Source organism: Devosia sp. A369 (genome assembly GCF_054489345.1).
This window is the reverse complement of sequence record NZ_JBTMWV010000009.1, coordinates 108,348-133,438: the sequence shown is the minus strand read 5'-3', so window position 1 is coordinate 133,438 and position 25,091 is coordinate 108,348. Positions and strand designations below refer to the sequence as shown.

General features: G+C 63.9%; 27 protein-coding genes. 18 read left to right on the top strand and 9 right to left on the bottom strand.

The genetic code is table 11. From position 1 onward, the window contains the following. Position 1 precedes the first annotated feature (1 nt). The 4 genes from rlmN to thpR all read right to left on the bottom strand — a co-directional run bounded on the left by rlmN (position 2) and on the right by thpR (position 3,242). Complete coding sequence (gene rlmN / locus ACX3OZ_RS13325; protein ID WP_459104665.1) at positions 2-1,207, bottom strand: 23S rRNA (adenine(2503)-C(2))-methyltransferase RlmN; 1,206 nt, start codon at positions 1,205-1,207, stop codon at positions 2-4. A gap of 180 nt (positions 1,208-1,387) precedes the next feature. Further along, positions 1,388-1,891: an invasion associated locus B family protein gene (locus tag ACX3OZ_RS13320; protein WP_459094054.1), complete on the bottom strand. Its 504-nt coding sequence runs from the start codon at positions 1,889-1,891 to the stop codon at positions 1,388-1,390. Between the two features lie 88 nt (positions 1,892-1,979). Then, the gene (locus tag ACX3OZ_RS13315) at positions 1,980-2,501 is read right to left on the bottom strand and encodes an invasion associated locus B family protein (protein WP_459094055.1); all 522 of its coding nucleotides are present in this window, start codon (positions 2,499-2,501) and stop codon (positions 1,980-1,982) included. A gap of 201 nt (positions 2,502-2,702) precedes the next feature. Beyond that, complete coding sequence (thpR, locus tag ACX3OZ_RS13310) at positions 2,703-3,242, bottom strand: RNA 2',3'-cyclic phosphodiesterase (protein WP_459094056.1); 540 nt, start codon at positions 3,240-3,242, stop codon at positions 2,703-2,705. Between the two features lie 201 nt (positions 3,243-3,443). On the opposite strand from thpR, the gene ACX3OZ_RS13305 reads away from it, so the two are divergent. Further along, positions 3,444-4,214 carry a Bax inhibitor-1/YccA family protein gene (locus ACX3OZ_RS13305; RefSeq protein WP_459094057.1) on the top strand — a complete coding sequence of 257 codons (771 nt, stop codon included), beginning with the start codon at positions 3,444-3,446 and terminating at the stop codon, positions 4,212-4,214. A 90-nt stretch (positions 4,215-4,304) separates the two neighbouring features. Next, positions 4,305-4,802 (top strand): GNAT family N-acetyltransferase, encoded by a 498-nt coding sequence (locus ACX3OZ_RS13300; RefSeq protein ID WP_459094058.1) that lies wholly within the window; start codon positions 4,305-4,307, stop codon positions 4,800-4,802. Positions 4,803-5,096: 294 nt separating this feature from the next. On the opposite strand, the gene ACX3OZ_RS13295 is transcribed toward ACX3OZ_RS13300, so the two are convergent. From ACX3OZ_RS13295 to acnA, 3 genes are all read right to left on the bottom strand, one after another. Then, positions 5,097-5,474, bottom strand: a complete 378-nt coding sequence (locus ACX3OZ_RS13295; protein ID WP_459094059.1) for a DUF2794 domain-containing protein — start codon at positions 5,472-5,474, stop codon at positions 5,097-5,099. 258 nt (positions 5,475-5,732) lie between these two features. Beyond that, positions 5,733-6,470, bottom strand: coding sequence for a DUF1223 domain-containing protein (locus tag ACX3OZ_RS13290; RefSeq protein WP_459094060.1), 738 nt, complete (start codon positions 6,468-6,470; stop codon positions 5,733-5,735). A gap of 252 nt (positions 6,471-6,722) precedes the next feature. Beyond that, positions 6,723-9,395 (bottom strand): aconitate hydratase AcnA, encoded by a 2,673-nt coding sequence (acnA, locus tag ACX3OZ_RS13285; RefSeq protein WP_459094061.1) that lies wholly within the window; start codon positions 9,393-9,395, stop codon positions 6,723-6,725. A 196-nt stretch (positions 9,396-9,591) separates the two neighbouring features. On the opposite strand from acnA, the gene ccmA reads away from it, so the two are divergent. The 6 genes from ccmA to ACX3OZ_RS13255 all read left to right on the top strand — a co-directional run bounded on the left by ccmA (position 9,592) and on the right by ACX3OZ_RS13255 (position 12,688). After that, positions 9,592-10,200, top strand: coding sequence for a heme ABC exporter ATP-binding protein CcmA (ccmA, locus tag ACX3OZ_RS13280; protein WP_459094784.1), 609 nt, complete (start codon positions 9,592-9,594; stop codon positions 10,198-10,200). Next, positions 10,197-10,850, top strand: coding sequence for a heme exporter protein CcmB (ccmB, locus tag ACX3OZ_RS13275; RefSeq protein WP_459094062.1), 654 nt, complete (start codon positions 10,197-10,199; stop codon positions 10,848-10,850). The genes ccmA and ccmB overlap by 4 nt, the downstream gene beginning before the upstream one ends. A gap of 156 nt (positions 10,851-11,006) precedes the next feature. After that, positions 11,007-11,768: a heme ABC transporter permease gene (locus ACX3OZ_RS13270; RefSeq protein ID WP_459094063.1), complete on the top strand. Its 762-nt coding sequence runs from the start codon at positions 11,007-11,009 to the stop codon at positions 11,766-11,768. After that, positions 11,765-11,929: a heme exporter protein CcmD gene (gene ccmD, locus ACX3OZ_RS13265; protein ID WP_459094064.1), complete on the top strand. Its 165-nt coding sequence runs from the start codon at positions 11,765-11,767 to the stop codon at positions 11,927-11,929. Before ACX3OZ_RS13270 ends, ccmD begins: the two co-directional genes overlap by 4 nt. Continuing rightward, entirely contained in the window at positions 11,926-12,462 is a 537-nt protein-coding gene (locus ACX3OZ_RS13260) for a DsbE family thiol:disulfide interchange protein (RefSeq protein ID WP_459094065.1), read from the top strand. Before ccmD ends, ACX3OZ_RS13260 begins: the two co-directional genes overlap by 4 nt. Positions 12,463-12,541: 79 nt before the next feature. Continuing rightward, positions 12,542-12,688, top strand: coding sequence for a Flp family type IVb pilin (locus tag ACX3OZ_RS13255; RefSeq protein WP_459094066.1), 147 nt, complete (start codon positions 12,542-12,544; stop codon positions 12,686-12,688). Between the two features lie 169 nt (positions 12,689-12,857). On the opposite strand, the gene ACX3OZ_RS13250 is transcribed toward ACX3OZ_RS13255, so the two are convergent. Further along, positions 12,858-13,061, bottom strand: a complete 204-nt coding sequence (locus ACX3OZ_RS13250) for a DUF1674 domain-containing protein (RefSeq protein ID WP_459094067.1) — start codon at positions 13,059-13,061, stop codon at positions 12,858-12,860. A 95-nt stretch (positions 13,062-13,156) separates the two neighbouring features. On the opposite strand from ACX3OZ_RS13250, the gene htpX reads away from it, so the two are divergent. The 7 genes from htpX to ACX3OZ_RS13215 all read left to right on the top strand — a co-directional run bounded on the left by htpX (position 13,157) and on the right by ACX3OZ_RS13215 (position 22,374). Then, entirely contained in the window at positions 13,157-14,140 is a 984-nt protein-coding gene (gene htpX, locus ACX3OZ_RS13245; protein WP_459094068.1) for a zinc metalloprotease HtpX, read from the top strand. 8 nt (positions 14,141-14,148) lie between these two features. Continuing rightward, a complete protein-coding gene (locus ACX3OZ_RS13240) occupies positions 14,149-15,450 on the top strand; it encodes an RsmB/NOP family class I SAM-dependent RNA methyltransferase (RefSeq protein ID WP_459094069.1) in 1,302 nt (433 codons plus the stop codon). Between the two features lie 116 nt (positions 15,451-15,566). Further along, positions 15,567-17,168 (top strand): heparinase II/III family protein, encoded by a 1,602-nt coding sequence (locus tag ACX3OZ_RS13235; protein ID WP_459104664.1) that lies wholly within the window; start codon positions 15,567-15,569, stop codon positions 17,166-17,168. A gap of 92 nt (positions 17,169-17,260) precedes the next feature. Then, a complete protein-coding gene (gene purH / locus ACX3OZ_RS13230; protein WP_459094071.1) occupies positions 17,261-18,847 on the top strand; it encodes a bifunctional phosphoribosylaminoimidazolecarboxamide formyltransferase/IMP cyclohydrolase in 1,587 nt (528 codons plus the stop codon). A gap of 259 nt (positions 18,848-19,106) precedes the next feature. Beyond that, positions 19,107-20,459 (top strand): lipopolysaccharide biosynthesis protein, encoded by a 1,353-nt coding sequence (locus ACX3OZ_RS13225; RefSeq protein ID WP_459104663.1) that lies wholly within the window; start codon positions 19,107-19,109, stop codon positions 20,457-20,459. An 89-nt stretch (positions 20,460-20,548) separates the two neighbouring features. Further along, positions 20,549-21,955, top strand: coding sequence for a 3-isopropylmalate dehydratase large subunit (leuC, locus tag ACX3OZ_RS13220; protein ID WP_459094073.1), 1,407 nt, complete (start codon positions 20,549-20,551; stop codon positions 21,953-21,955). Further along, a complete protein-coding gene (locus ACX3OZ_RS13215) occupies positions 21,946-22,374 on the top strand; it encodes a metallopeptidase family protein (RefSeq protein WP_459094074.1) in 429 nt (142 codons plus the stop codon). The genes leuC and ACX3OZ_RS13215 overlap by 10 nt, the downstream gene beginning before the upstream one ends. On the opposite strand, the gene ACX3OZ_RS13210 is transcribed toward ACX3OZ_RS13215, so the two are convergent. After that, positions 22,371-22,685, bottom strand: a complete 315-nt coding sequence (locus tag ACX3OZ_RS13210; RefSeq protein ID WP_459094075.1) for a hypothetical protein — start codon at positions 22,683-22,685, stop codon at positions 22,371-22,373. The genes ACX3OZ_RS13215 and ACX3OZ_RS13210 overlap by 4 nt on opposite strands. Before the next feature lie 137 nt (positions 22,686-22,822). On the opposite strand from ACX3OZ_RS13210, the gene rimM reads away from it, so the two are divergent. The 3 genes from rimM (at position 22,823) to rplS (ending at position 24,799) form a co-directional block, all read left to right on the top strand. Further along, positions 22,823-23,359, top strand: coding sequence for a ribosome maturation factor RimM (gene rimM, locus ACX3OZ_RS13205; protein WP_459094076.1), 537 nt, complete (start codon positions 22,823-22,825; stop codon positions 23,357-23,359). Further along, positions 23,356-24,048 carry a tRNA (guanosine(37)-N1)-methyltransferase TrmD gene (gene trmD / locus ACX3OZ_RS13200; protein WP_459094077.1) on the top strand — a complete coding sequence of 231 codons (693 nt, stop codon included), beginning with the start codon at positions 23,356-23,358 and terminating at the stop codon, positions 24,046-24,048. The genes rimM and trmD overlap by 4 nt, the downstream gene beginning before the upstream one ends. A 187-nt stretch (positions 24,049-24,235) precedes the next feature. Next, positions 24,236-24,799 carry a 50S ribosomal protein L19 gene (gene rplS / locus ACX3OZ_RS13195; RefSeq protein ID WP_459104662.1) on the top strand — a complete coding sequence of 188 codons (564 nt, stop codon included), beginning with the start codon at positions 24,236-24,238 and terminating at the stop codon, positions 24,797-24,799. The last annotated feature ends 292 nt before the right edge of the window (positions 24,800-25,091 follow it).

Here is a 25,091-nt window from a genome sequence, read left to right as displayed (position 1 = left end):
TTTACCCCGCCAGCGCCTCGCGGTCCTTCTTGCTCAGGCGTTCGCTTTCGCTCTTGAGCTGACCGCAGGCGGCAAAGATGTCGCGGCCACGCGGGGTGCGGACCGGGCTGGCATAGCCGGCCTTGTTGACGATATCGGCGAAGCGTTCGATGCGGCTCGACGGCGAGGTGCCGTAATTGGCGCCCGGCCACGGATTGAACGGGATCAGGTTGATCTTGGCCGGAATATTGGCCAGCAGCCGCACCAGTTCACGGGCATCGGCGTCGCTGTCATTGATGCCGTCGAGCATCACATATTCAAAGGTGATGCGGCGGGAATTGGAGAGGCCGGGATAATTGCGGCAGGCTTCCAGCAGCTCTTCGAGCGGCCACTTCTTGTTGATTGGCACCAGCACGTCGCGCAGGTCATTATTCGTCGCATGCAGCGAAATCGCCAGCATGACGTCGATTTCGCGACCGGTCGGCTCGATGAACGGCACCACGCCCGAGGTCGAGAGCGTAATGCGGCGCTTGGAGAGGCTCATGCCGTCGCCGGCCGAGGCGATCAGCAGCGCCTGCTTGACGTTGTCGTAATTATACAGCGGCTCGCCCATGCCCATCATCACGATATTGGTGATGGCGCGGGTGCCCTCGCTGGGCACGAGGCCCCCATCATCCGGACGCGAGCCACCTGGGAAATCGCCCAGCCGCTCGCGCGCCATCAGGATCTGGCCGAGGATTTCGCCAGCCGTGAGGTTGCGCACCAGCTTTTGCGTGCCGGTGTGGCAGAACGAACAGGTCAGGGTGCAGCCGACTTGCGACGAGACGCACAGCGTCCCGCGATCCTGCTCGGGGATGTAAACGGTTTCGACTTCCACCGGCGGGTAATTGGGATTGGCCGGGTCGCGGAAGCGGAACAGCCATTTGCGCGTGCCATCGGTGGACACCTGCTCGGTGACGATCTCCGGGCGGTCGAGAATGAAAGTGTCAGCCAGCTTCTGCCGCACCGGCTTGGCGACATTGGTCATGCGCTCAAAATCGGTGGTGCCGTTGACATAGAGCCAATTCCACAACTGGCTGGCCCGCATGCGGGCTTCCTTGTCGACGGCAATGCCCGCCTCGGTCAGCGCCTCGGCAAGCTGCGGCTTGGAAAGGGCGATCAGCGACGGCCGGCTGGCCGCAGCGGGGCGGATAGCGGTCGAATGGTCAAGGTTCAGCGCGATGCTCATGGCGTGGCTACACAGGGGTCTGACAATGCGGGATTGGCGCGGGCAATAGCACAATGGCGCGGATTGCGCAAAGTCATGGACGTGGGAGGGAGGGATGCGGGGAGCGCGGACCGCAATACCGGATCGCCAAAAAGTGCAGAGCCCTCGGGTCAGGCCCGAGGGTGACGCGCGGTGGGTGGCTCAGCAGCCCGAATTGATGGCTTGCTGGGCGGCGGTGGCGCCGGAGAGGGAATAGGTCTGGGTGATCTTGATGCCGGCGGCGCTGGTGCCTTCGACGACCATGCTGGAGCCGGCGCGGATGGCGCTGGCCAGATTGCCGGCCTGCCCGGCATCGTCGAGCCAGGCGGCATCGTTCTGGGTGAACAGGTTGAACACATTGCTGCCCACCGCCACGGTCGCCTTGCTGTCGGGCTGGAACGGGAAGCCGGCGACGAGGTTGAACTCGTTGGCGACGTTCTCGGCCGGGCGATTGGTGATGTAGATATAGGCCTGGGTATAGCCATCGGGCGACGGCGTCACCGCTTCCGGCTTGGTCATGGCAAAGCACACCGCGCCGGCCGCATCATTGGCGGCGTAGCTGGTCCAGGCGCGATGCTCGCCGAGCAGCCGCACCTGCTGGGCGCTGGCGCTGGTGGACAGGAGCAGGCTGGCAACAAGGGCGAGCCCCACAGCGGATTTGATCATCAGGGCCTCGTAACAACGACAGAAGGCGAAGGGCTGAGATCAGCCCATCGCCCTTTATGGCGGATCGCCCGGGCCGGGCAACCCAAAATCACTTGCAAGCGGCGTCGATGGCGTTGACGGCCGCCGTGGCCCCCGACAGCGAATAGGTGTCGGTGGTCGCGGTGCCGCGCTGGCTGGTGCCCTTGACCAGCAGATTGCTGCCGGCCTTGAACGCCTGCACGAACCCGCTTTCGTCACCCGTCGAGGCCAGCCAAGCGGCCGAGCCTTCGGTCAGCATCGGATAGGCCTTGCCGTCGATGACGGCGCTGGCATTGGCCGCGGTGCTGTTGAACGGGTAGCCGATAATGGTCTGCACCTCGTTCTTGGTGCCCATCCCCTTGCGGTGGATGATCATGAAATGGATCGGGTCGCGGTTGGCGCCGGCTGGCTCGCTCTTCTGCGGGGTTGCCGACACATAGCAGATGACGCCCGAAGCGTCATTCGCCTGCCAGGCGGTCCAGGCATTGAAAGTGCCAAGCTCAGTGGCCTGCTGCGCCATGGCAGCTGGAGCCAGAGCCATGATCGCGCCGACCGCGAGCCCGAGTGCAAGGCCACCGGTTTTCGTCGTCATCGCCAATTCATCCTTTGTCTCGAAGGTCCTGCCAGGGACGGAGCTGCCCGCCAACTCTGCCCCGAACATGGTTACCAAGGTGTCAAACGCCGCCGCATTCAATCGCATTTGCATCAAGTGCGGGCCAATCGCGGCGGCATTTTGACGGGCTGGGCCAATAGGCTTTTGGTTTGCGCCGTCACGGTTAAGATTTGGCTAACATCAGGCGGCCAGTGGATAGCTCTGTTCCACCACATAAGGCCCGCCGCCCACCGAATCCTTGCTCGAATACAGCACGAAGCGCCCGACCGGAAAGCTCAGCGGTTCGAAGCGCCCGGCCTCGGTGATGAAGCGCGCCACCTCCTCGGGCCCGACGCCGCGCAGCCGCGCCAAGGTGACATGCGGGGTGAACTTCCGCCCTTCGGGCGGCAGGCCGGCGCGCTGCAACACCCGCTCCTGCGCCGCCTGCAGCCGGCTCAGCGCCTCGCTGGGCTCGACGCCGGCATAAAGCGCCCGCGGCTTTTCGCCGCCAAAGCTGCCCAACTGGGTCAGCCGCACGGAAAATCGCAGCGAATTGGCCAGCCGGTCGAGACTGTCGGCCACCTCATCGGCGGTCTTGTAATCGACGTCGCCGATGAACCTCAAGGTAATGTGATAATTTTCCGCATCGACCCAGCGGGCGCCGGACAGGCCGCCCCGCTTGAGCGACAGCGCAAAACCAATGTCAGTGGGGATTTCCAGACCGGTAAACAGCCGGGGCATCGCGTCCTCCGCAGCAAGAAATCAGAAAAGCGATTCGGATTGGACCGTAACATACCCCCTCCGACCGGCCAGCCGATTCGTGAAAACCGATCCGAGATCACTTGTAAACGATTGGCCCCGCATCCATATTGTCGTCCAAGTGGCAAGCAATGCCCACCGGCGGTCGCTGGACCGCATCACTCGGGATCAAGGAGCCGATCTATGGCTGAATATGACCGTCAGACCCTCGGTGCGCGGGCCGGCTCGGCCCTCGCCATCGACGAAGGGCTGCGCAGCTATATGCTGCGCGTTTACAATTACATGGGCGTTGGCCTGATCGTGACCGGCCTGGCCGCATGGTTTGCCGCCACCGCCGCTATCACCACCAATGCAGACGCCGCCGTCGGCCAGCTGGCCAATGGCCAATATGTCACCCAGTGGGGCGCCCTGCTCTATGCCAGCCCGCTGCAGTGGGTTGTGATGCTGGCGCCGCTGGCCTTCGTGCTGGTGCTCAGCTTCGGCATCAACAAGCTCTCCGTGCCGGCCGCACAGGCCGTGTTCTGGGGCTTTGCCGCGATCATGGGCGTCTCGCTCAGCTCGATCTTCCTGGTCTATACCGACGCGTCCATCGCCAAGGTGTTCTTCATCACCGCCGCTACCTTCGGCGCGATGAGCCTTTATGGCTACACCACCAAGCGTGACCTGACCCAGATGGGCAGCTTCCTGATGATGGGCCTGATCGGCCTGATCATCGCGTCGCTGGTCAACATCTTCATGCAGTCTTCCATGCTCGAATTCGCCATCTCGGCGGTCGGCGTGCTGATCTTTGTGGGCCTCACCGCCTATGACACGCAGAAGATCAAGGAAGGCTACAACGAGGCCCACGGCGCCGACGTGATGGCCAAGGGCGCCATCATGGGCGCGCTGAGCCTCTATCTCGACTTCATCAACCTGTTCATGATGCTGCTCCGCCTGTTCGGCAATCGCGAGTAACATCGGCGCCCAAGCGGCGATTTTATTGGACGACAAATTGGACCGCAGCTTACAACAGCTGCGGTCCTTTTCTTTGTCTGGAACACCCAAGTGTCCGACCATCTGCTCCGCCCGTTTGCCTGGGCCGATTTGCCCGCCATCACCGCGCTCTACCGCCATTATGTGGACAGCTCCACGGTCACCTTCGACACCGAACCGCCCAGCGAATCGGCGATGGCGGAAAAATTCGGCCATCTCGTTGCCCTCGGCCATCCGCTGATCGTGGCCGAGAACGCAGGCCGGCTGCTGGGCTATGCCTATGCCTCGACCTATCGCCCGCGCCCGGCCTATCGCTTCACCTGCGAGGATTCGATCTACCTGCATCCCGACGCTACCGGCCGGGGGCTCGGCAGTGCGCTGCTGAGCGAATTGATCGCCCAGTCGCGAACATTCGGGTTTCGCCAGATGATTGCGGTGATCACGGCGGGCACGCAGAATTCCATTCGCCTGCATGAGAAATTCGGCTTTCGGCCTGTGGGGCGCTATGAGGCGGTGGGGTTCAAATTCGACCGCTGGCTGGATATCGAGCATTTGCAGCTGGGGCTGTAGCGGCGTGCCAAAGCGCCGCCTGTGTGCGGGTTTCGAGCGATGATGGCGAGGCGCTGCCTCGATGGATAGTTAGTTAGTGAGACAGCCGCCTCGCCATCATGCCGGGATTTTCGCAGGTTGGTTCAGGTACGCCAATGTTGCAGACGCAGCTGCCGGTTTCCTCTGCCCAATGGGAGCGACCTCCCATCCCCGATCTCGCCCATCTCCAGATTACGCCGGCTGAACCATCTCAGGATGGGTCCCGGCTCAAGGCCGGGATGACATCGAGTGCGTTGAAAAGCCCGAGGCGAAGCCTCACCCCACCACGACGAGATGAGGGTCAAGCACGCGGAGGACTTGAGCCAGGTCGTGGCCGCGGCGCAGGATCAGGCCTTGCTGGTTGCTGACCAGATATTGGCCCTGGCGATTGCGCAGCTTGGGGTTTTTCTCGACCACATAGAGCGGGCGCTCGGAGACGCGGGCATAGATGGAAAACAGCGCCCGGTCCTTGAGGAAATCCATGGCGTAATCGCGCCACTCGCCGCGGATCACATGGCTGCCATAGACCGACAGAATCTGCATCAATTCGCGTCGATCGAACGCGACGATGGGCTGAATGCCGCGCGCGGGCTGTGGGTCTCCCACATGCACCAATGCCAGCTTTGCCTTGCTGTCGTTTGCCGGACTTTGCAAGCCAGCCCTAGCTCCCTGTCATCACCCCGTCATGATTACGGCAATTGCCCGAGTTGGCAATAGGCTCAAAATACCCCAATTCGGTCACATTCTGTCCCTGCGGATGCCCGAATGCAGCGTCATCAATGGGTCATTGCCTCCAGTGGCTGGCATCTGGGCCGACCGAGCCCCCAAACCCAGAAGCCCGGGTGCCAGCCTCCCAATTAGTTGACCAATCTCCCCGCTCCTGTGCCCAGGAGCGGGATTTTTTTGGTCGCGTCAGCGCTCGAAGCTGGCGGCGCCCAGAATCGGGCCGGGCAGGCCCTGGCGTTCCTGCTGCACGATGACGGCGATGCCGGTGCTGACCTCGTTGAACACTTCGGGCAAAGGTAGCTTGAGATGGGCGCCACTGGCCCCTTCCCACATGCCCAGAACCTGCCGTCCGGTCACCACCTGGGTATAGACCATCGCCTTGCCGGCATTGTCGCCGGTGTCGATCTTGACGTCGGCGCGGTCGAGATAGGTCACCATCCAGACCACCGCGTCGTCGAGGCTGGTATTGGGCGGAATGGAAATCTTGAGCATATCGCCCTCGCGGACGATATCGACGGCCAGCGGCAGGCTGGCCCCGTCCAGCGCACCATGCACCTCGCTGCGGCGCGAGCCGACCACCGCCTTGGCGCCATTGACCACCATTTGCGGGGTGTAGATCCGCGACGAGCCCCAGCTCTTGGCATAGGCCCGCTGGCGGTCGGAATAGGCAGCGGTGCCGAAGGTGTCCTCCCAGCCGACATAGTCCCAATAATCAACGTGATAGGCGAGCGCCACCACGTCATCCCTGGCCGCCAGCATGGTGAGCAGCGCGTCGGCGGGTGGGCAGGAGGCGCAGCCCTGGCTGGTGAATAATTCCACCACCGCCTTGGGTCGCGCCCGCGTGGAGTCGGCGCCGGCCGGATGGGCCAGGGCAGCGAAAGCGACAAGGCCGAGGAGGGTGCCGAAAAGGGGTCTGATCGTCATGAGCAGTGTTGTAAGCCGGGGGCGGCGAAGCTCGCTAGTCAAAAGAGGGTGAGAGGCGGAGTTTCTGCCGTCAGAGTGAACTGGGGTTGCTGCTCCGGACATCGAGGCTCTCACCCCCTCCCAACCTCCCCCTCGAGGGAGAGGTGCCGATCGCGTTCGGGGTGACATTGGGGATGGGGCGGCTTTGGCGATCACGCCAAACAAAAATGGCGGCCCGGAGGCCGCCATTTGCAAAGTGAATAAGCCGAAGCCTTAAGCGGCGACGAGGCTGCGCAGCACGTAGTGCAGGATGCCGCCATGCTTGTAATAGTCGAGCTCGTTGGCGGTATCGATGCGGCAGAGGGTTTCGACATTAAGCACCGTGCCATCGGCGCGGGTGATGCGAACATTGACCTGGGCGCGCGGCGCGATCGCGGTGACGCCGTCGATATCGATGGTTTCAGTGCCATCGAGGCCGAGCGTCTGCCAGCTCTCGCCATCCTTGAACTGCAGCGGGATGACGCCCATGCCGACCAGGTTGGAGCGGTGGATGCGCTCGAAGGACTGGGCAATCACGGCGCGGACGCCGAGCAGATTGGTGCCCTTGGCGGCCCAGTCACGCGACGAGCCGGTGCCATATTCCTTGCCGGCAAAGATCACCAGCGGCGTGCCGGCGGCCTGATAGGCCATGGCTGCATCATAGATGGCCATCTGCGAGCCATCGGGGCCGCGGGTGTAGCCACCCTCGACGCCATCCAGCATCTGGTTCTTGATGCGGATATTGGCGAAGGTGCCGCGCATCATCACTTCATGATTGCCGCGACGGGCGCCATATGAGTTGAAATCGCGCGGCGCGACCTGATGCTCTTCGAGGTATTTGCCGGCCGGGGTCGAGGATTTGAACGAGCCAGCCGGGGAGATGTGGTCGGTGGTGATGGAGTCGAGGAACAGCGCCAGCACCTTGGCCTTTTCGACATTGGTGATGGGCTTGGGCTCCATCGTCATGCCTTCGAAATAGGGCGGGTTCTGCACATAGGTCGAGGACGAATTCCAGCCATAGGTCTCGCCACCTTCGATGACGATGTTCTGCCAATTCTCGTCGCCCTTGAAGACGTCCGAGTAGCGGCCCTGGAACATTTCCTTGGTGACGTGCTGACGCACGATTTCGGCGACTTCGTGGTTGGTCGGCCAGACATCGCGCAGATAGACCGGATTGCCATCCTTGGAGATGCCGATCGGGTCCTTGGTTATGTCGATCTTCATCGAGCCGGCGATGGCGTAAGCCACAACCAGCGGCGGCGAGGCAAGGAAGTTTGCCTTTACATCCGGGTTCACGCGGCCTTCGAAATTGCGGTTGCCCGACAGCACCGAAGCGGCGACCAGATCGCCTTCCTGCACGGCCTTGGAGATTTCCGCCGGCAGCGGGCCGGAATTGCCGATGCAGGTGGTGCAGCCATAACCAACGAGGTTGAAGCCGATGGCGTCGAGATCTTCGGACAGGCCAGCGCTATCGAGATAGTCGGTGACGACCTGCGAACCGGGGGCCAGCGAGGTCTTGACCCAGGGCTTGGAGTCGAGGCCGAGCGCACGGGCCTTGCGGGCGACGAGACCGGCAGCAACCAGCACGGACGGGTTGGAGGTGTTGGTGCAGGAGGTGATGGCAGCGATCACCACGTCGCCATGGCCGATGGTGTAATCGGCGCCGTCAACGGCAATGCGCGGATCGTCGGTCTTGCCAAATTCCTTGGGCAAAGCCGCGGCGAAAGCCTGCTTGGCGTTGTCGAGGGCGATACGGTCCTGCGGGCGCTTGGGGCCGGAGATGGATGGCACCACGGTGGTGAGGTCGAGTTCGAGCGTCGAGGTGAACACCGGATCGGGTGAGCTGGCGTCGCGGAACATGCCCTGCGCCTTGGAATAGGCTTCGACAAGCGCCACGCGCGCATCGGCGCGGCCCGAGGTGGTCAGGTATTTCAGCGTATCGGCGTCGACCGGGAAATAGCCGCAGGTGGCGCCGTATTCGGGAGCCATATTGGCGATGGTCGCCTGATCTTCGAGGCTGAGATAATCAAGGCCCGGGCCGTAGAATTCGACGAACTTGCCGACCACGCCCTTCTTGCGCAGCATTTCGGTGACGGTCAGCACCAGATCGGTGGCGGTGATGCCTTCATTGATCTTGCCGGTCATCTTGAAGCCGACGACTTCGGGGATCAGCATGGTGATCGGCTGGCCGAGCATGGCGGCCTCGGCCTCGATGCCGCCGACGCCCCAGCCGAGCACGGCCAGGCCATTGACCATGGTGGTGTGCGAATCGGTGCCGACCAGCGTGTCGGGATAGGCGACGGTTTCGCCGTTCTCGTCCTTGGTCCACACGGTCTGCGCCAGATATTCGAGGTTCACCTGGTGGCAGATGCCGGTGCCGGGGGGCACGACGCGGAAATTGTCAAAGGCCGACTGGCCCCAGCGCAGGAACTCATAGCGTTCGCCATTGCGCTCATATTCCAGCTCGACGTTCTGGCCGAAGGAGAGCGGGCTACCGAAGCTGTCGACCATCACCGAGTGATCGATGACCAGATCGACCGGCACCAGCGGATTGATCTTCTGCGGATCGGCGCCGAGCTTGGCAGTGGCGTCGCGCATGGCGGCCAGATCGACCACGGCGGGGACGCCGGTGAAGTCCTGCATCAGCACGCGGGCCGGACGGTAGGAGATTTCATGCTCGGAGGTGCGGGTGACGAGCCAGGTGGCCACAGCCTCGATATCGGCCTTGGTGACGGTACGGTTGTCCTCGAAGCGCAGCAGGTTTTCCAGCACCACCTTCATCGAGTGCGGGAGCTTGGAGACGCCCTGGAGGCCGTTCTTTTCGGCTTCTTCGATGGAGTAATAGGTGTAGGTCTTGTCGCCGACCACCAGGGTCGATTTCGACTTGAAGCTGTTTACCGAGGTCATGGTTTCCGCCCTTTATTATCTGGTGCAGCAGGCGCGCCGGCCCGGACAAAATGCCCGAAAACCGCGCAAAAGCGCCGCCTTCCCTGGAATGAGTCCAATCTATAAGGGCTTATAGAGAAAGACGATTGGGCTTGCCAGCCCGACCTTGGGTTCAATACGAGATGGGGCCATGACCGATTGGCAAGTCTATCCCCCGTTGCGCCTGCACGCCCAAAGCCTGAGCTGCGGTCGCGGCGGCGTCGCATTGGCCACCGGCCTCGACTTCACCGTCGCGCCCGGGCAATGCCTGCTGCTGCGCGGCCCTAATGGCACCGGCAAGTCGACGCTGCTGCTGACCCTGGCCGGTATCGTGACGCCAATGGCCGGTGGGTTTGCCCTCGAAGGGGTGGACCCCGAGGCCGGGCCGCAACTGCATTATTGCGGCCACCGCAATGCGGTCAAACCCCGGCTGACGGTGCGAGAAAACCTTGATTTCTGGGGCCAGCTCAACGGCGCCAATGGCATTGCCGCCCTGGCGGCGCTTGAGCAAGTGGGGCTGGGTCCGTTGGCCGAACTGGATGCCGGTTACCTCTCGGCCGGGCAGTCGCGGCGGCTGGCGCTGGCCCGCCTGCTGGTGAGCCGGCGGCCCCTGTGGCTGCTCGACGAACCGACGGCGGCGCTGGATGTGGAAGGCCACGCGCTGGTGACTGGGCTGATCGACAGTCATCTCGATCGTGGCGGGTTAGTGCTGGCGGCGACGCATGATCCGATCACCCTGCCCGACCCGAGCCGATTGGACACTCTGACGCTGGGGGCGCAGGCATGAGGGCTTTTGGCGCCATGCTCAGCCGCGAATTGCGGCTGGCGCTGCGCGGCGGCGGCGACATGCTGACGCTGGTGCTGTTCTTCATCATTGTCGGCGCCATCGTGCCCTTTGCCGTCGGCCCCGACAAAGTGCTGCTCGCCGCCATCGCGCCGGGCGTGGTGTGGATCGCCGCGTTTCTCGCCATGCTGCTCGGCGTCGACCGGCTGTTCCGCCCCGATCATGAAGACGGCAGTCTGGTGCTGTTGCGGCAGAGCGAACTGCCGCTCAGCGCCGTGGTTGCCGCAAAATTGATCGCCCATTGGCTGGTCTCGGCCCTGCCGCTGATCGTCGCCAGCCCGGTGCTGGCGGTGTTGCTGGCGATGGAGCTGGACGCCTTCTGGAAAACCCTGATTTCGCTGCTGGCCGGAACGCCGGCGCTGGCCGCCTTCGGGGCCGTGGGCGCGGCGGTGACCGTTGGGATCGGGCGCGGCGGGCTGATCGCGCCGATCCTGATTGCGCCGCTGTCGATCCCGGTGCTGATCTTCGGCGTCGGCAGTATCACCCATGCCCAATCCAGTGCCGCGCTGCTGTTTCTTGCGGCATTGAGCCTCATGGCCGTGGCACTGGCTCCCTTCGCCGCCGCGCTTGCGATAAGCTCAAGCGAAGATTAGACAGCCTGGTGTTTGTCACTGCACCCCCCTCATCGCCTCCCTCCCCCTTGAGGGTAGGGACCGAGGGTAGGGGTCGATGGTTCAGTGCACAGACCGAAGGACCCCCACCCTGTCCCTCCCCTCAAGGGGGAGGGGACGAAGGAGCCGGACATTCAGATGACAACAGACACCGCACCCAAGCTCAGCTGGTGGCAGCGGATTGCCCATCCGGGGCAGTTCGTCATCTGGACCAAGCCGCTGCTGTGGCCGCTGACCATTGTCACCGCGCTGCTGTTCGGCGTCGGGCTGTGGTTCGCCTTCTTCAATTCGCCCGAGGACTACCAGATGGGCGACACCGTGCGCATCATGTATGTCCACGTGCCCAATGCCTGGCTCAGCCAGTTCGTCTATGTGGTGATGACCATTTCGGCGATCGGCACGCTGGTCTGGCGTCACCCGATGGCCGACGTCTCGATGAAGACCGCCGCCCCGCTGGGCGCCATGTTCACCACCTTGGCGCTGTTTACCGGCGCGCTGTGGGGCCGCCCGACCTGGGGCACCTTCTGGGAGTGGGACGGGCGCATGACCTCCACTCTGGTGCTGCTGTTCATCTATCTCGGCATTGTCGCGCTGTGGCGCGCCTTTGACGATCAGCTGCGCGCCGCCCGCGTCATTGCCGTGTTCACCCTGGTGGGTGCGGTCAATATTCCGATCATCAAATTCTCGGTGGATTGGTGGAGCACTTTGCACCAGCCGGCCAGCGTGTTCCGGGCCGATGGGCCGACCATGCCGGGCTCGATCCTGACGCCGCTTTTCGTGATGTTTTTTGCGTTTACATTCCTGTTCATCACGCTGCAGCTCAAAGCCATGCACACTGAAATCAAGCGCCGCCGGGTCACCAATCTGGCGCGGCAGGCCGCACAGGGAGCTGGCGCATGATCGATCTGGGACCCCACGCCGCTTTCATCATCTGGGCTTATCTCGGCGTCGCCATCGCCGTGGCTGGACTGATTGCCTGGACGCTCTACGACGCCAGCAGTACCGACAAGAAGCTCACCCGGCTGGAGGCCAGCAATCCGCGCCGGCGGCCCGCCAAATGATGCGCTATGTGTTGTTCGGCTTGCCGCTGATCGCGCTGATTGCGCTGGTGGCGGTGTTTGCCAGTTCGATGAACCGCGACCCCGGCCTGATCCGCAGCGTGCTGATCGACAAGCCCGCCCCCAGCTTTGCCATGGCGGCCGTGCCCGAATTGGGCGTGCCCGGCTTTGACACCGAAGCGCTCAAGGGCGAGGTCACCGTGGTCAATGTGTTTGCCAGCTGGTGCATTCCCTGCCGTGACGAGCATCCGCTGCTCACCGCGCTCAAGGACATCACCGGCGTCCGCCTGTTCGGCATCAACCAGTCCGATGCGCCGGAGAATGTGCGGGCGTTCCTCGCCGAACTGGGCAATCCCTATGACGCCGTCGGCGCCGACCGCGACCGCCGCGTCTCCATCGACTGGGGCGTCTATGGCGTGCCGGAAACCTTTGTGGTCGATGCCGCCGGGGTGATTATTTTCAAGCATGTCGGCCCACTGACGCCAAAAGCGATCGAAACCGAATTGCTGCCCGCCATAGAAAGGGCACGCGGCTAGCTTAGCAGCCGTCGTTCAGATTGCGTTCAGCCCGGGTTTTGCATGGTCCGGGCATTGAAAAAGTGCCGAAAGCATTGAAATGATCAAACTTGTACTGCGTTTTGTTCGCGATGAAGCCGGCATCACCTGGGTCGAGCACGGGCTCATCGCCGCCATCGTCACCGTGGCGATGACCATCGCCGCATCGGCGGCAGGTTTTAGCCTCGCCGACCTGATTGGCGGCTAGGTGTAGAGATACCTGACGCTGGCGTGGCTGGCGAACGCGCCCCACCCACGATGTCACCCCGGCCTTGAGCCGGGGCCCATCCCCTGATCACGCCAGCTCCCCCATCTCAGGATGGGTCCCGGCTCAAGGCCGGGATGACACCGCGTTTTTGGGGGCCGCATTAGCCGGCTCAAAAATCGCTGGTCAGGCCTTTGATTTCCCAGTCGCCATAGCGGCCGGGCTCGAGCCCGCCGCGCCCGCCTTGCTCCTTGGGGGCAAAAGCCCGCTTGGCGTCGATCTCGCGACGACGGGCCGCAGCTTCGGCCAGCGCGCGCTTGGCCGCCTCGCTCAAGGGCGGACGGGGGGTGTCGTCGGGAATTTCTTGGTCGCTCATGGTCCAGCTCAAAAATACGATTTGCGCATGCCGCTTGCAGGACGGCCCGGTCTGCACAACATAATCGGTCAAGACCGCGAACCCAAGGGCTCCTGATGTTCAATGCTTTTCGCACCACCGTCCTCCTCGCCGCGCTGACCGCGCTGTTCATGGTGGTCGGCTATTTCATCGGTGGCACCGGTGGCATGATGATCGCCTTCATCTTTGCCCTGGGGACCAATCTGTTCAGCTACTGGAACTCCGACAAGATGGTGCTGCGCATGCAGAATGCCGTGCCGGTCGAGCGCTCCCGCGTGCCCGAGCTGTATGACATGGTCGATATTCTCTCGCGCAAGGCCGGCATCCCGACCCCGGCGGTCTATGTGATCCAGACCGACCAGCCCAATGCCTTCGCCACCGGCCGCAATCCACAAAACGCCGCTGTGGCGGTGTCCACCGGACTGTTGCAGCAGCTGGAAACCCACGAAGTCGCCGCCGTGGTGGCCCATGAGCTGGCCCATATCCGCAGCCGCGATACGCTGACCATGACCATTACCGCCACCTTTGCCGGGGCGATTTCGGCGCTGGCGCAGTTCGGCCTGTTCTTTGGCGGCGGCAATAATCGCGACAATCCGCTCGGCGGCTTTGGCGCGCTGCTGATGGTGTTTCTCGCCCCGGTCGCCGCCATGGTGGTGCAGATGGCGGTCAGCCGCACCCGCGAATATGAGGCTGACAAGGACGGCGCCGCGATTTCCGGCGACCCGCTGGCGCTGGCCTCGGCGCTGCAAAAGATTGCCGCCTTTGCTGGCCAGAAGGTCAATGTCGCGGCCGAGCGCAACCCGGCCATGGCGCATATGTACATCATCAATCCCCTGTCGGGGCAGCGGATGGACAATCTGTTTTCCACCCATCCTGATACGACAAACCGCATCGAGGCGCTGCGCACGCTTGCAGCGAGCATGCAGGTGGACGATAAGGGCCGCAGGCCTCAGCCTCGCCCGCAGCCGGTTTCGACCGGTCGTGATATCGGTGGCGGCTGGCGCGTGCCGACCGTCGGACGGACCGACGAGGATGGCGGACAACGCGGTCCCTGGGGATAAAAACAAGCGTGGCGCATAACAAACCTGATCCGGCGGGGCTCAAGCTCCGCCTCGTTGCGGCCCAGCGGCTCAAGGCCGTGCTGGGCGGCGACAATTTCGTGCCGCTCAATGCCAGCGAGCTGGCCGATGGGCGCGACCGTGGCCTCGCCAACCGGTTGATCACCACGGCTCTGCGCCGGCAGGGCCAACTCAATTTCATGATTCACACGCTGCTCGACAAGGGCATGCCGGGCAAATCCGGCAGCTTTGAAGCGGTGTTGCGGCTGAGCTTGGCGCAGCTGGTGTTCCTGCCCGATCTGGGGGCGCATAGCGCGCTGTTCCTGGCCGTGGAAGCCACCAAGCGTGATCCCAAGGCCCGCCATCTCAGCGGGCTGATGAACGCCGTCTTGCGCAGCGCCCAGGCCAATTCGGCCAAATTCGGCATGCTGAGCGATGATCTGCTGATTCCCGACACTTTTGGCGACACCTGGCTCGATGCCTATGGCGAGCAAGCCATTGATGGCTTCTCCTCGGCGCTGCTGGCCGGTGCCGCACTCGATCTCACGCTCAAGAGTGATGATTCGGCACTGATTGAGCAGCTTGGCGCCGAACCCGTCATAGCCGATACCGTGCGCATCGAACAGCGCGACCGGACCGTGGAGGCCCTGCCCGGCTTTGCCGAGGGTCTGTGGTGGGTGCAGGATACGGCTTCGGCCATTCCGGCGCGCCTGCTGGGCGCCAAGCCAGGCGGCCGCGTGCTCGACCTCTGCGCCGCCCCGGGTGGCAAGACCGCCCAATTGATCAAGGCCGGCTATCAGGTGACGGCGCTCGATAGCGACGCCACCCGCATGGAGCGGCTCAAGCAGAACCTCGCGCGCCTCGACTACAGCGCCGAAACCGTGGTCGCCGATGCCGGCAAATACGTCCCGGAACAGCGTTACGATGGCGTCTTGCTCGACGCGCCCTGCTCGGCCACCGGCACCTTCCGTCGCCATCCCGAAGTGATCTGGCATCGCTCGGTGGGCGACGTTGCCGGCCGGGTGCGGCTGCAGCGAGCGTTGTTTTCCAATGCTTTTCGCTGCCTTGAAGCCGGCGGCGTGCTCGTCTATTGCGTCTGTTCGCTTGAGCCGGCCGAGGGCGAAGGCCAGGTCGATTGGGCGCTGGAGACCCTGCCCGAGCTGGAACTGTGGCCGGTGACTGCCGCCGAACTGCCGGGGCTGGAGGGCGCGGTGACCGAACGCGGTTTGGTGCGCACCCATCCGGGCATGGCGCCGGGCGGCAAATCCGGCGGTATGGACGGGTTTTTCGTGGCGCGTTTCCGCCGCCGCTGAGCCTATATTGAGACGGGTGCCACCTGGGGGGACGGCGCCGAACAGGGAAATGGGCCGTTGACGGGCACACAGATGGCAACACCGGCTCAGGCCGCGTGGCACAGGCGGGCGCGCTGATGGCGTCCGGCCTTTCGCACGCGATGCGCCGCCATGCGCTCGGCCTCGCCGATTTGGTGGTGACCCTGCCCATCCTGCGCTGGACCTGGCGGGGCCTCGCCGATGACGCCTTTGCCGGCGACCTGCCCGAATTCCGCCCGCCCGACCGCGAAGCCGTGCGCGACATGATGTCGGGCCGCTATCTGCTGGCCAGCAAGCTCATCGAAACCGGCGGCGCCTCCCCTTTCAGCCTCGATGTCGACCATCCCGACTGGTGGCTCAATCTGCACGGCTTTTCCTGGCTGCGCCATTTCCGCGATGTGCGCGACAATGGCGAACGCCGCTTTGCCCGCACGCTGGTGCTCGACTGGATCACCCGCGAAGGCCAGTTCCAGCACGATAGCTGGGCCCTGGCTCTGACGGCGCAGCGCGTGCTCAACTGGCTGCGTCATCTGCCGCTGCTGCTCGATGGCGCCACGCCGGATCAGGCGCGGACCATCCAGCGCGTGCTGGGCGCACAGATCCAGAGCCTCAAACTGCGGGCGCCACTGGCCAGCGACCCCACCGACGCGCTGTTTGCCGCCATTGCCCTGCTCGGCGCCGAATATTGCGAACAGGACGACAAGACCGACGTCCCGAGGCGGGTGGAGCGGCTCAATGCCGTCCTCGCCAATCAGCTCGACGCCGATGGCCTGCATTTGTCGCGCAATCCGCGCCTGCAATTGCACCTGCTGGTCGAGCTGGTCAGCATTCGCCGGGTGGCGGCAGCAGCCAAATCCGAAGCCGGCCATGAGCTGGGCGCGCAGATCGACCGCATGCATGAAAGTCTCGATACGCTGACTCTGTCCAGCGGCGAGCCGGCCTATTTCAACGGCTGCGGGCAACTGCCGCATGACGTGCTGATCGCCATTCAGGCCAATGGCCCGGGGCGCAAGCCGCGCTCCATGCTGCTCGGCGGCTATGGCATTTTGCGCGATGGCGACGCCGTGGTGATCGCCGATTCCGGGCTGGTGCCGGCGCCGGGTCTGGCCGGCGATCTGCATGCCAGCGCTTTGGCCTTTGAATTCTCCCATGCCAGCGAGCTGATCCTGGGCAGCTGCGGCCCGGCGCCGTCCGACCTGCCCGACAGCAAGGCGCTGTTCCGCCAGGGCGTGGCTCATTCTGCACCGACCATCGATGCCGAGGACGCCGACATTCACGGCACGCCGTCGATTACCCTCGATGCCGCCGACCATTTGCTGACCCTGTCCACCGATGGCTATGCCAAGCGCTTCGGCGTCGATCTCGAACGGCGGCTGACGCTGCTCTCCGAGGGTACCACTTTGGTCGGCCAGGACCGCATGATCGCCCATGGCACGCCATCGCCCGGCCTGCTGGCCGTCCGCTTCCATCTGGCGCCCGGCATCATAGTGCGGCGCAATCGCGGCGACGATATCGTGCGGCTGGTGCTGCCCAATGGCGCGGTGTGGAGCTTCCTCTGGGAAGGCGCCAGCTTCCGCGAAGAGGAAAGCGTGCGCCAATCGGCCTATGTCGGCTTCCACAAAACACGGCAGCTAGTGCTCGAAGTCGAGGTCGCCGCCGAGACCGAAGTCGCCTGGATTCTGACCCGCGAACAGGCCTAGCGCATCGCTGCCATCCGCAATCACCGGTTGGCTGCACCCCCCGCTTCGTGCTAGCGAGCCGGAAAATCCACAATACAGGACGAAATATCCTCATGAGCAAGACGGTCAAGGTCGGGCGGGCGCTGCTTTCGGTATTCGACAAGTCCGGCATGGCCGAGTTTGCCAAGGGGCTGAGCGCGGCCGGCGTGGAGCTGGTTTCCACGGGCGGCACGCATAAGCTGATCAAGGATGCCGGCTTGAAGGTGCGCGAGATCGCCGAGCTGACCGGCTTTCCCGAAATGATGGATGGCCGGGTCAAGACCCTGCACCCCAAGGTGCATGGCGGCATTCTCGCCGTGCGCGACAAGGCTGACCACGCCGCATCGATGGAAGAGCACGAGATCGGCGGCATCGAGCTGGTGGCGGTCAATCTCTATCCCTTCGAGCAGACCGTCGCCTCCGGCGCCTCCTATGACGAGATCATCGAGAATATCGATATTGGCGGCCCCGCCATGGTCCGCTCCGCCGCCAAGAACCACGCTTATGTGACCGTGGTGGTCGATCCGGCGGATTACCCCGCCATCCTCGCCGCGATCAGCGAAACCGGCGGCGTGCCTTATGCGCTGCGCCAGCAGCTGGCCGCCAAGGCTTATGCGCGCACCGCCGCCTATGACAGCGCCATTGCCACCTGGTTCGCCAAGGAAATCGACTACCCCGAAATCCCCTATCGCAGCTTTGCCGGCTCCCTGCGCGAAGTGATGCGCTATGGCGAAAACCCGCATCAGTGGGCCGGTTTCTACGCCAATGGCGAAAGCCGTGCCGGTGTCGCTACCGCCACGCAGGTGCAGGGCAAGACGCTCAGCTACAACAATATCAACGACACCGACGCCGCCTTCGAGCTGGTCAGCGAGTTCGACCCCTCCCAGGTTGCGGCTATCGCCATCATCAAGCACGCCAATCCCTGCGGCGTGGCCGTGGCCGACAATCTGCTCACGGCCTATCAGAACGCCCTGCGCACCGACCCGGTCTCGGCCTTTGGCGGCATTGTCGCCACCAATCGCGAGATCGACGCGGCCACCGCAACCGAAATCGTCAAGGTGTTCACCGAAGTGATCGTGGCCCCCTCGGCCACGCCCGAAGCCCAGGCCATCATCGCCGCCAAGAAGAATTTGCGCCTGCTGCTGACCGGCGGCATCGCCGATCCCAAGGCCGATGGGCTGATGGTCAAATCCGTCGCCGGGGGCCTCTTGGTCCAGTCGCGCGACAATCGCAATGTCGATGATTGCGAGCTCAAGGTCGTCACCAAGCGCCAGCCCACCGCCGCTGAAATGGCCGATCTGCGGCTGGCCGCCAAGGTGGCCAAGCACGTCAAGTCCAACGCCATCGTCTATGTGAAGGCCGGGGCTACCGTCGGCATTGGCGCCGGGCAGATGTCCCGCGTCGATTCCGCGCTCACCGCCCACCGCAAGTCGATCGACGCGGCCAAGGCCGCCGGCATCGAGGGCGCACTGACCGCCGGCTCGGTCGCGGCGTCGGACGCGTTCTTCCCGTTTGCCGATGGCCTGGAAGCGCTGGTCGCGGCTGGCGCCACCGCGGTGATCCAGCCGGGCGGGTCGATGCGCGACGATGAAGTCATTGCTGCTGCCGACGCTGCCGGCATCGCCATGGTGATGACCGGGATGCGGCATTTCCGGCATTAATAAACGTCTTACCTCTCCCTTGGGGGAGAGGTCGGCAGCGCAGCCGACGGGTGAGGGGGCCTTCCCCTCGCTCTGCCCCCAGTAAAGGCCCCTCACCCGACCCAAGTGGGTCGACCTCTCCCTTGGGGGAGAGGTGAAGCGGTCCGCACCTTACCAATCTGTAATCCCGCCCACCCCAGCCAAGTAAGACCTTCTTGAGGTTGGCGTGGCAGATTGGCGGGGTTCGCGGCTTCAGGCTCGCGGCCTCGGGACGTCAGTTATGCGGCTGAAAATACCTTCGGATCTGTCGGCCCTGCTGCATACCGGCCTATGGCGCTCGGTCGGCTCGCTGGCCATCAAGATCGCCACCGCCGGGCTGACCTATCTGACCTATGTGGTGCTGTCGCGCACCATGAGCCCCGATGAATATGGCCATTTCGCTTTCGGACTGGCGATTGCCACCGTGTTGGCCATTGCCGCCGGTGTCGGCCAGCCCATGGCCATCCTGCGCCTCTGGCCGCAGGAAAGCGTGGCCGGGCGAAAGCTTGCCGCCATCGCCGCTATCCGCTCCGGCTCGATGCTGACCATCCTGGCCGGCGTCGCGGCCAGTCTCGGGCTCGCGGCCATCGTTTTTGTCACCCTGCAATTCGTCACGCTGGCCGATACCGCCAGCCATTTCTATGGCGCCGCCTTCCTGGTGCTGCCGATGGCGCTGGCGGAGTATAATTCCTCGGCTCTGCGCGCCCAGGGCTCGCTGTGGACGGCGCTGGTGCCGCGCGACATCCTGTGGCGGCTGGCGCTGCCGGCGGCGGTGCTAGCCCTGTTCGCTTTTGGCATCGTGCTGAGTGGGCCCGATGCACTGGTGCTGTCGGCAGCTCTGCTGGCCGGCATGCTGGCGCTGCAATTCTGGCAGGCAGGGCGCACGACCTATTTGCTGGCCCCGGCCCTGGACGGCGTGCGGACCTATTGGGCCAAATGGGGCGGCATCAGCCGCTGGCTGATGCTGGGCGCGCTGATCGAAACCGCCGCGCTCAATGCCGATGTGATCCTGGTTGGGTTGATGCTTGATCTGGAGAGCTCGGGGATTTATTTCAATGCCTTCCGCACCGCCGGGCTGATGACGCTGTTCACCTTCGCCATCGAACTGGTGATCGCCCCCATGGTGGCGCAGCATTTCCATGCCGGCCAGATGCGCCAGGCGCAGGCCATTGTCGCGCTCTGCGCCTGGGCCGGCTTTGCCTTTTCGCTGCTGATCTTTGCCGGCTTTGTGATCTGGGGCGAATTCCTGCTGTCGCTATTCGGACCGGCCTATGCCGAGGGCACGCTGGTGCTGGTGTTGCTGGCGCTTGGGCTGCTGTTCGACGCCGCCACCGGCCCCTCCAAGATCGTCATGATGATGACCGGGCATGAGCGCGCCTATGTCGCCATTTTTGGCATTATCATGGGACTGGGCTTTGTCGTACAGATCGCGGTGATCCCGGCTTTCGGCATTGTCGGCGCCGCCGCTGCCAATATGGGGGCCCGGATCGTGGCCCAGATCGCCATCGCTCTGTGGTGCCGGCTGCGCATCGGGCTCGATACCAGCCTGCTCGGCGTGTTTTCGGTGCGCCGCGCCATCGACCGCCCCGCCTGAACCAACCGTACCCACGAGTACGGTTATACTTGACCCATCGGCCCTTTGCGGCTTAGAACGACTCCAAACTCTCCTGCCGGAAGACCGCCATGACCAAAGCCCGCACGCTCTACGACAAGATCTGGGACGACCATCTGGTCCAGAACAATGAGGACGGCACCTCGCTGCTCTATATCGACCGGCACCTCGTCCACGAAGTCACGAGCCCACAGGCGTTTGAAGGCCTGCGCCTCAACAACCGCAAGGTGCGCCACCCCGAGCGCACCCTGGCCGTGGTCGATCACAACGTGCCGACCACCGACCGCTCGCTGCCCAATCCCGACCCGGAAAGCGTTGTCCAGATCGCGGCGCTGGCCGAGAACACGCGCGATTTCGGCATCGAATATTTCGACGCCTTCGACAAGCGTCAGGGCATCGTCCACATCGTCGGCCCCGAGCAGGGCTTTACCCTGCCCGGCATGACCATCGTCTGCGGCGATAGCCACACCTCCACCCATGGCGCCTTCGGCGCATTGGCGCATGGCATCGGCACCTCGGAAGTGGAACACGTTCTCGCGACCCAGACGCTGATCCAGCAGAAGGCCAAGAACATGCTGGTGCGTGTTGACGGCCAGCTGCCGCCGCACGTCACCGCCAAGGACATCATTCTCGCCATCATCGGCGAGATCGGCACCGCCGGCGGCAATGGCCACGTCATCGAATTTGCCGGCGAAGCCATCCAGGCGCTGTCGATGGAAGGCCGCATGACGGTCTGCAACATGACCATTGAAGGCGGCGCCCGCGCCGGCCTGATCGCCCCCGACCAGACCACTTTCGACTATGTCGAAGGCCGCAACCGCGCCCCCAAGGGCAAGGCCTGGGACATGGCGCTGGATTACTGGAAGACGCTCTACACCGACGAAGGCGCGGTTTACGACAAGGTCGTCATTCTCGACGCCGCCAAGCTGCCGCCGATCGTCTCCTGGGGAAGCTCGCCCGAGGACGTGATCTCGGTCACCGGCGCGGTGCCCAATCCCGATGACATCGAGGACGAGAACAAGCGCGTCTCCAAGTGGCGGGCGCTGGACTATATGGGCCTCAAGCCCGGCACCCCGATCACCGAGATCGGCATCGACCGCGTGTTCATCGGCTCCTGCACCAATGGCCGCATCGAAGATCTGCGCGCTGCTGCCGCCGTGATTGGCGACCGCAAGGTGGCCTCCACCGTCAGCGCCATGGTCGTGCCCGGCTCGGGTCTGGTCAAGGATCAGGCCGAGGCCGAAGGCCTGCACACGATCTTCCTCAATGCCGGCTTTGAATGGCGCGAGCCGGGTTGCTCGATGTGCCTCGCCATGAACCCGGACAAGCTCAAGCCGCAGGAACGCTGCGCCTCGACCAGCAATCGCAACTTCGAAGGCCGCCAGGGCTTCAAGGGCCGCACCCATCTGGTGTCGCCCGCCATGGCCGCCGCTGCCGCCATTGCCGGCCACTTCGTCGATATCCGCGAGTGGCAGTAGGTCACGCCGACTGGGGGGCGCGCTACGCGCCCTCCCTTGACGATTTCGAAGCCCTGGCCAGCCAGGCGCTGCGCGAACTGCCCGAGCCGTTCAAAACGCTGGCCGCCGATGTGACCTGCTCGGTCGCCGAATTCGTCGAAGACGACATTCTCGCAGGTTTTGGCATGGAAAGCCCCTTCGAGCTGATGGGGCTGTTTTCCGGCGTCGGCCTCACCGAAGACGGCGCCGTGCCGCAGACCGGGCAATTGCCCAACACGGTGTTTCTCTACCGCCGCGCCATTCTCGATTACTGGGCCGAAAACGACGACAACACGCTGGGCGAAATCATCACCCACGTGCTGATCCACGAACTCGGCCACCATTTCGGCTTTTCTGACGACGACATGGAAGCCATCGAAGCCGCGGCGGACGGGGACTAGGCCGTATACGAGCCGTCCTTGCTGACGAACTCGAACTCGGCTTCATTGCCGCCCGCGAGGTCATCCGACACGCGCAGCGCCAGTTTGCCTTCGTCGAGCGCCGCAAACCATTCTTCCCAGCTCACCAGATGAAAGCCGCCGAGCCGGTCGGGGCCCTCATTGCCGTCGGTATTGATGGCGTGCTGGCCGAAGGTCAGTTGCAGCAGCGTTCGGATGCCGCTGCCGTCAGGCGTATCCATCAGCATGGGGTTGCCGCCCCGGGCCTCGGCCCATTGGCGGATATCATTGCGATTGGTAAGGGTTTTAGCCATGGTAAAGCGCGCTCCTTGTCACGCTTGCTGAGACAATTGCCACCGCCCCTGCTTGGTTCCGCCGCCACAAGCGCACCGGCCAATTCCCAAGCGCCGTCATGCCTGCTAAGACGCGGGGCCCAGCTGTCGGAGCGCGCATGACCAGCAAGACCAATCAAATTTTCCTCGGCCAGATCGGCGCCGCCCATGGCATCAAGGGCAGCGTCCGCATCGCCACCCATACCCAGGACCCCCTGGCCATCGGCTCCTATGGCCCGCTCGATACAGACCGGCCGGGACTGACCGTTACCCTGAGCAAATTGCGCCTGCAGAAGAATGTGGTCATCGCTAACATCAAGGGCGTATCCGATCGCAACGCGGCCGAGGCCCTGAACGGCGTCAGCCTTTATGTCGATCGCGACAAGCTGCCCGATCCCGACGACGAGGATGATTTCTATCATACCGATCTGCTCGGCCTCGACGTGCGGCTCGAGTCGGGCGTGGTCATCGGCCAGGTCTCGGCCATGCCCAATTTCGGCGCCGGCGACCTGCTGGAAGTGCGCGATCCGCTGAGCGGCAGCACCTATCTCTACCCCTTCACCAAGGCCGTGGTGCCGATGATCAATGTGGCCGAAGGCTATTTGACCCTGATCGTGCCGCTCGATGCCGATGAGGGCGAGGAAGAGCCGGGTTGAGCTTCTCCGCTTCCATCATCACCCTGTTTCCTGAGCTGTTTCCCGGCCCGCTCGGCGCTTCGGTGCTGGGCCGTGGCCTGGCCGATGGGTTGTGGTCGCTTGAGGCGACGCAATTGCGCGACTTCGCCACCGACCGCCACCGCACCGTTGACGACACCCCCTCGGGTGGCGGCGCCGGCATGGTGCTGAAGCCCGACGTTTTGGCCAGCGCCATCGACGCCGTGTCGCCGCCACACGATTCGCGCCCGCGCCTGATGATGTCGCCGCGTGGCGCGCCGCTGACCCAGGCTCGCGCCCGTCAATTGGCGCTCGGCCCCGGCGCCGTCATCATCTGTGGGCGCTTCGAAGGCATCGACCAGCGCGTCATTGACGGCCGTGGGCTGGAGGAAATCTCCATTGGCGACTATGTGCTGGCCGGCGGCGAAGTGGCCGCCATGGTGCTGCTGGAGGCCGTGGTGCGGCTGATCCCCGGCGTGCTAGGCGGTGCCGACAGCCATGCCGACGAAAGCTTTGAAAACGGGCTGCTGGAATATCCGCAATACACCCGGCCGCAACGCTTTGAAGGCGTGGAAATCCCCGCGGTGCTGACCTCGGGCGATCACGGCAAAATCGCCAAATGGCGCGCCGAACAGAGCCAAAACCTCACCTTGGCCCGTCGACCCGACCTGTTGGGCCGTCCCAAGTCATAAATCGCGGCCAAAGCCTAGACTCTTGGGCGTTTTTCCCCTATAGCCGCGCCACTATCCGCGTGTTGGGCCATCGGACCCGTTGCGCACCAATAAAAAGACGAAAAACCTCCGTTACCAACCAAGACCGGGCGACGCGCCACATTGGCTCGATAAACGCTCCTTTGAAAAGATTCAGAACGGAATCGACATGAATATCATCCAGCAGTTTGAGGCCGAGCAGGTTGCTGCTCTCTCCGCCAAGCGCGAACTTCCCGACTTCACCCATGGCGACACCATCAAGGTGTGGGTCAAGATCCGCGAAGGCGAAAAAGAACGCCTGCAGGCCTATGAAGGCGTGGTCATTGCCATGAGCGCCGGCGGCATCACCGCCAGCTTCACCGTGCGCAAGATTTCGTATGGCGAAGGCGTCGAGCGCGTGTTCCCCTACTACTCCCCCAACGTGGCGTCGGTGGAAGTGCTCAAGCGCGGTAAGGTCCGTCGCGCCAAGCTGTACTATCTGCGTGATCGTCGCGGTAAGTCGGCGCGTATCGTCGAATCGACCAATTCGCGCACCAAGAAGATCGAAGCCAGCGAGCGCACTGCCGCTGTTGCCGCCAAGGAAGCCCGCGAAGCCGAGAAGATCGCAGCCGCCGAGGCTTTTGCCGCTGAGCAGGCCGCCAAGGACGCGGAAGCCGCAGCAGCTGCAGCTGCCGCCGCCGCCGCCGAACAGGCCGCTGCCGCCAGCGCTGAAGAGGCACCCAAGGCCGAATAGGCTCTGGTGCATCGCTAAATTTGAAAAACCCGGTCGCAAGGCCGGGTTTTTTTGTTGGATTCACGTGAAACGTTGGGTGTGAGGAAGATGGGTCACCGGGCAATCTATGGCGCCGTGTGTTTGGCCCACCCCCTCCTAGCCTCCCCCATCAAGGGGGAGGTATCAGATCGGGTTTGGGACGAGATCGAGCCACAACCACAGAACGGCGCCTCCCCCATGATGGGGGAGGTCGGGGGGGTGATGTCCGGAACGCTAGCCCAGCCGACAAAACCGGCTTGTCCTTCCGCCCCGG

Bases quoted from the DNA above. Each gene is read 5' to 3' on its own strand.
- rlmN (WP_459104665.1), bottom strand. From the start codon at position 1,207: ATGAGCATCGCGCTGAACCTTGACCATTCGACCGCTATCCGCCCCGCT.
- ACX3OZ_RS13320 (WP_459094054.1), bottom strand. From the start codon at position 1,891: ATGATCAAATCCGCTGTGGGGCTCGCCCTTGTTGCCAGCCTGCTCCTG.
- ACX3OZ_RS13315 (WP_459094055.1), bottom strand. From the start codon at position 2,501: ATGACGACGAAAACCGGTGGCCTTGCACTCGGGCTCGCGGTCGGCGCG.
- thpR (WP_459094056.1), bottom strand. From the start codon at position 3,242: ATGCCCCGGCTGTTTACCGGTCTGGAAATCCCCACTGACATTGGTTTT.
- ACX3OZ_RS13305 (WP_459094057.1), top strand. From the start codon at position 3,444: ATGGCTGAATATGACCGTCAGACCCTCGGTGCGCGGGCCGGCTCGGCC.
- ACX3OZ_RS13290 (WP_459094060.1), bottom strand. From the start codon at position 6,470: ATGACGATCAGACCCCTTTTCGGCACCCTCCTCGGCCTTGTCGCTTTC.
- acnA (WP_459094061.1), bottom strand. From the start codon at position 9,395: ATGACCTCGGTAAACAGCTTCAAGTCGAAATCGACCCTGGTGGTCGGC.
- ccmB (WP_459094062.1), top strand. From the start codon at position 10,197: ATGAGGGCTTTTGGCGCCATGCTCAGCCGCGAATTGCGGCTGGCGCTG.
- ACX3OZ_RS13270 (WP_459094063.1), top strand. From the start codon at position 11,007: ATGACAACAGACACCGCACCCAAGCTCAGCTGGTGGCAGCGGATTGCC.
- ccmD (WP_459094064.1), top strand. From the start codon at position 11,765: ATGATCGATCTGGGACCCCACGCCGCTTTCATCATCTGGGCTTATCTC.
- ACX3OZ_RS13260 (WP_459094065.1), top strand. From the start codon at position 11,926: ATGATGCGCTATGTGTTGTTCGGCTTGCCGCTGATCGCGCTGATTGCG.
- ACX3OZ_RS13255 (WP_459094066.1), top strand. From the start codon at position 12,542: ATGATCAAACTTGTACTGCGTTTTGTTCGCGATGAAGCCGGCATCACC.
- ACX3OZ_RS13250 (WP_459094067.1), bottom strand. From the start codon at position 13,061: ATGAGCGACCAAGAAATTCCCGACGACACCCCCCGTCCGCCCTTGAGC.
- htpX (WP_459094068.1), top strand. From the start codon at position 13,157: ATGTTCAATGCTTTTCGCACCACCGTCCTCCTCGCCGCGCTGACCGCG.
- ACX3OZ_RS13235 (WP_459104664.1), top strand. From the start codon at position 15,567: ATGGCGTCCGGCCTTTCGCACGCGATGCGCCGCCATGCGCTCGGCCTC.
- purH (WP_459094071.1), top strand. From the start codon at position 17,261: ATGAGCAAGACGGTCAAGGTCGGGCGGGCGCTGCTTTCGGTATTCGAC.
- ACX3OZ_RS13225 (WP_459104663.1), top strand. From the start codon at position 19,107: ATGCGGCTGAAAATACCTTCGGATCTGTCGGCCCTGCTGCATACCGGC.
- leuC (WP_459094073.1), top strand. From the start codon at position 20,549: ATGACCAAAGCCCGCACGCTCTACGACAAGATCTGGGACGACCATCTG.
- ACX3OZ_RS13210 (WP_459094075.1), bottom strand. From the start codon at position 22,685: ATGGCTAAAACCCTTACCAATCGCAATGATATCCGCCAATGGGCCGAG.
- rimM (WP_459094076.1), top strand. From the start codon at position 22,823: ATGACCAGCAAGACCAATCAAATTTTCCTCGGCCAGATCGGCGCCGCC.
- rplS (WP_459104662.1), top strand. From the start codon at position 24,236: ATGAATATCATCCAGCAGTTTGAGGCCGAGCAGGTTGCTGCTCTCTCC.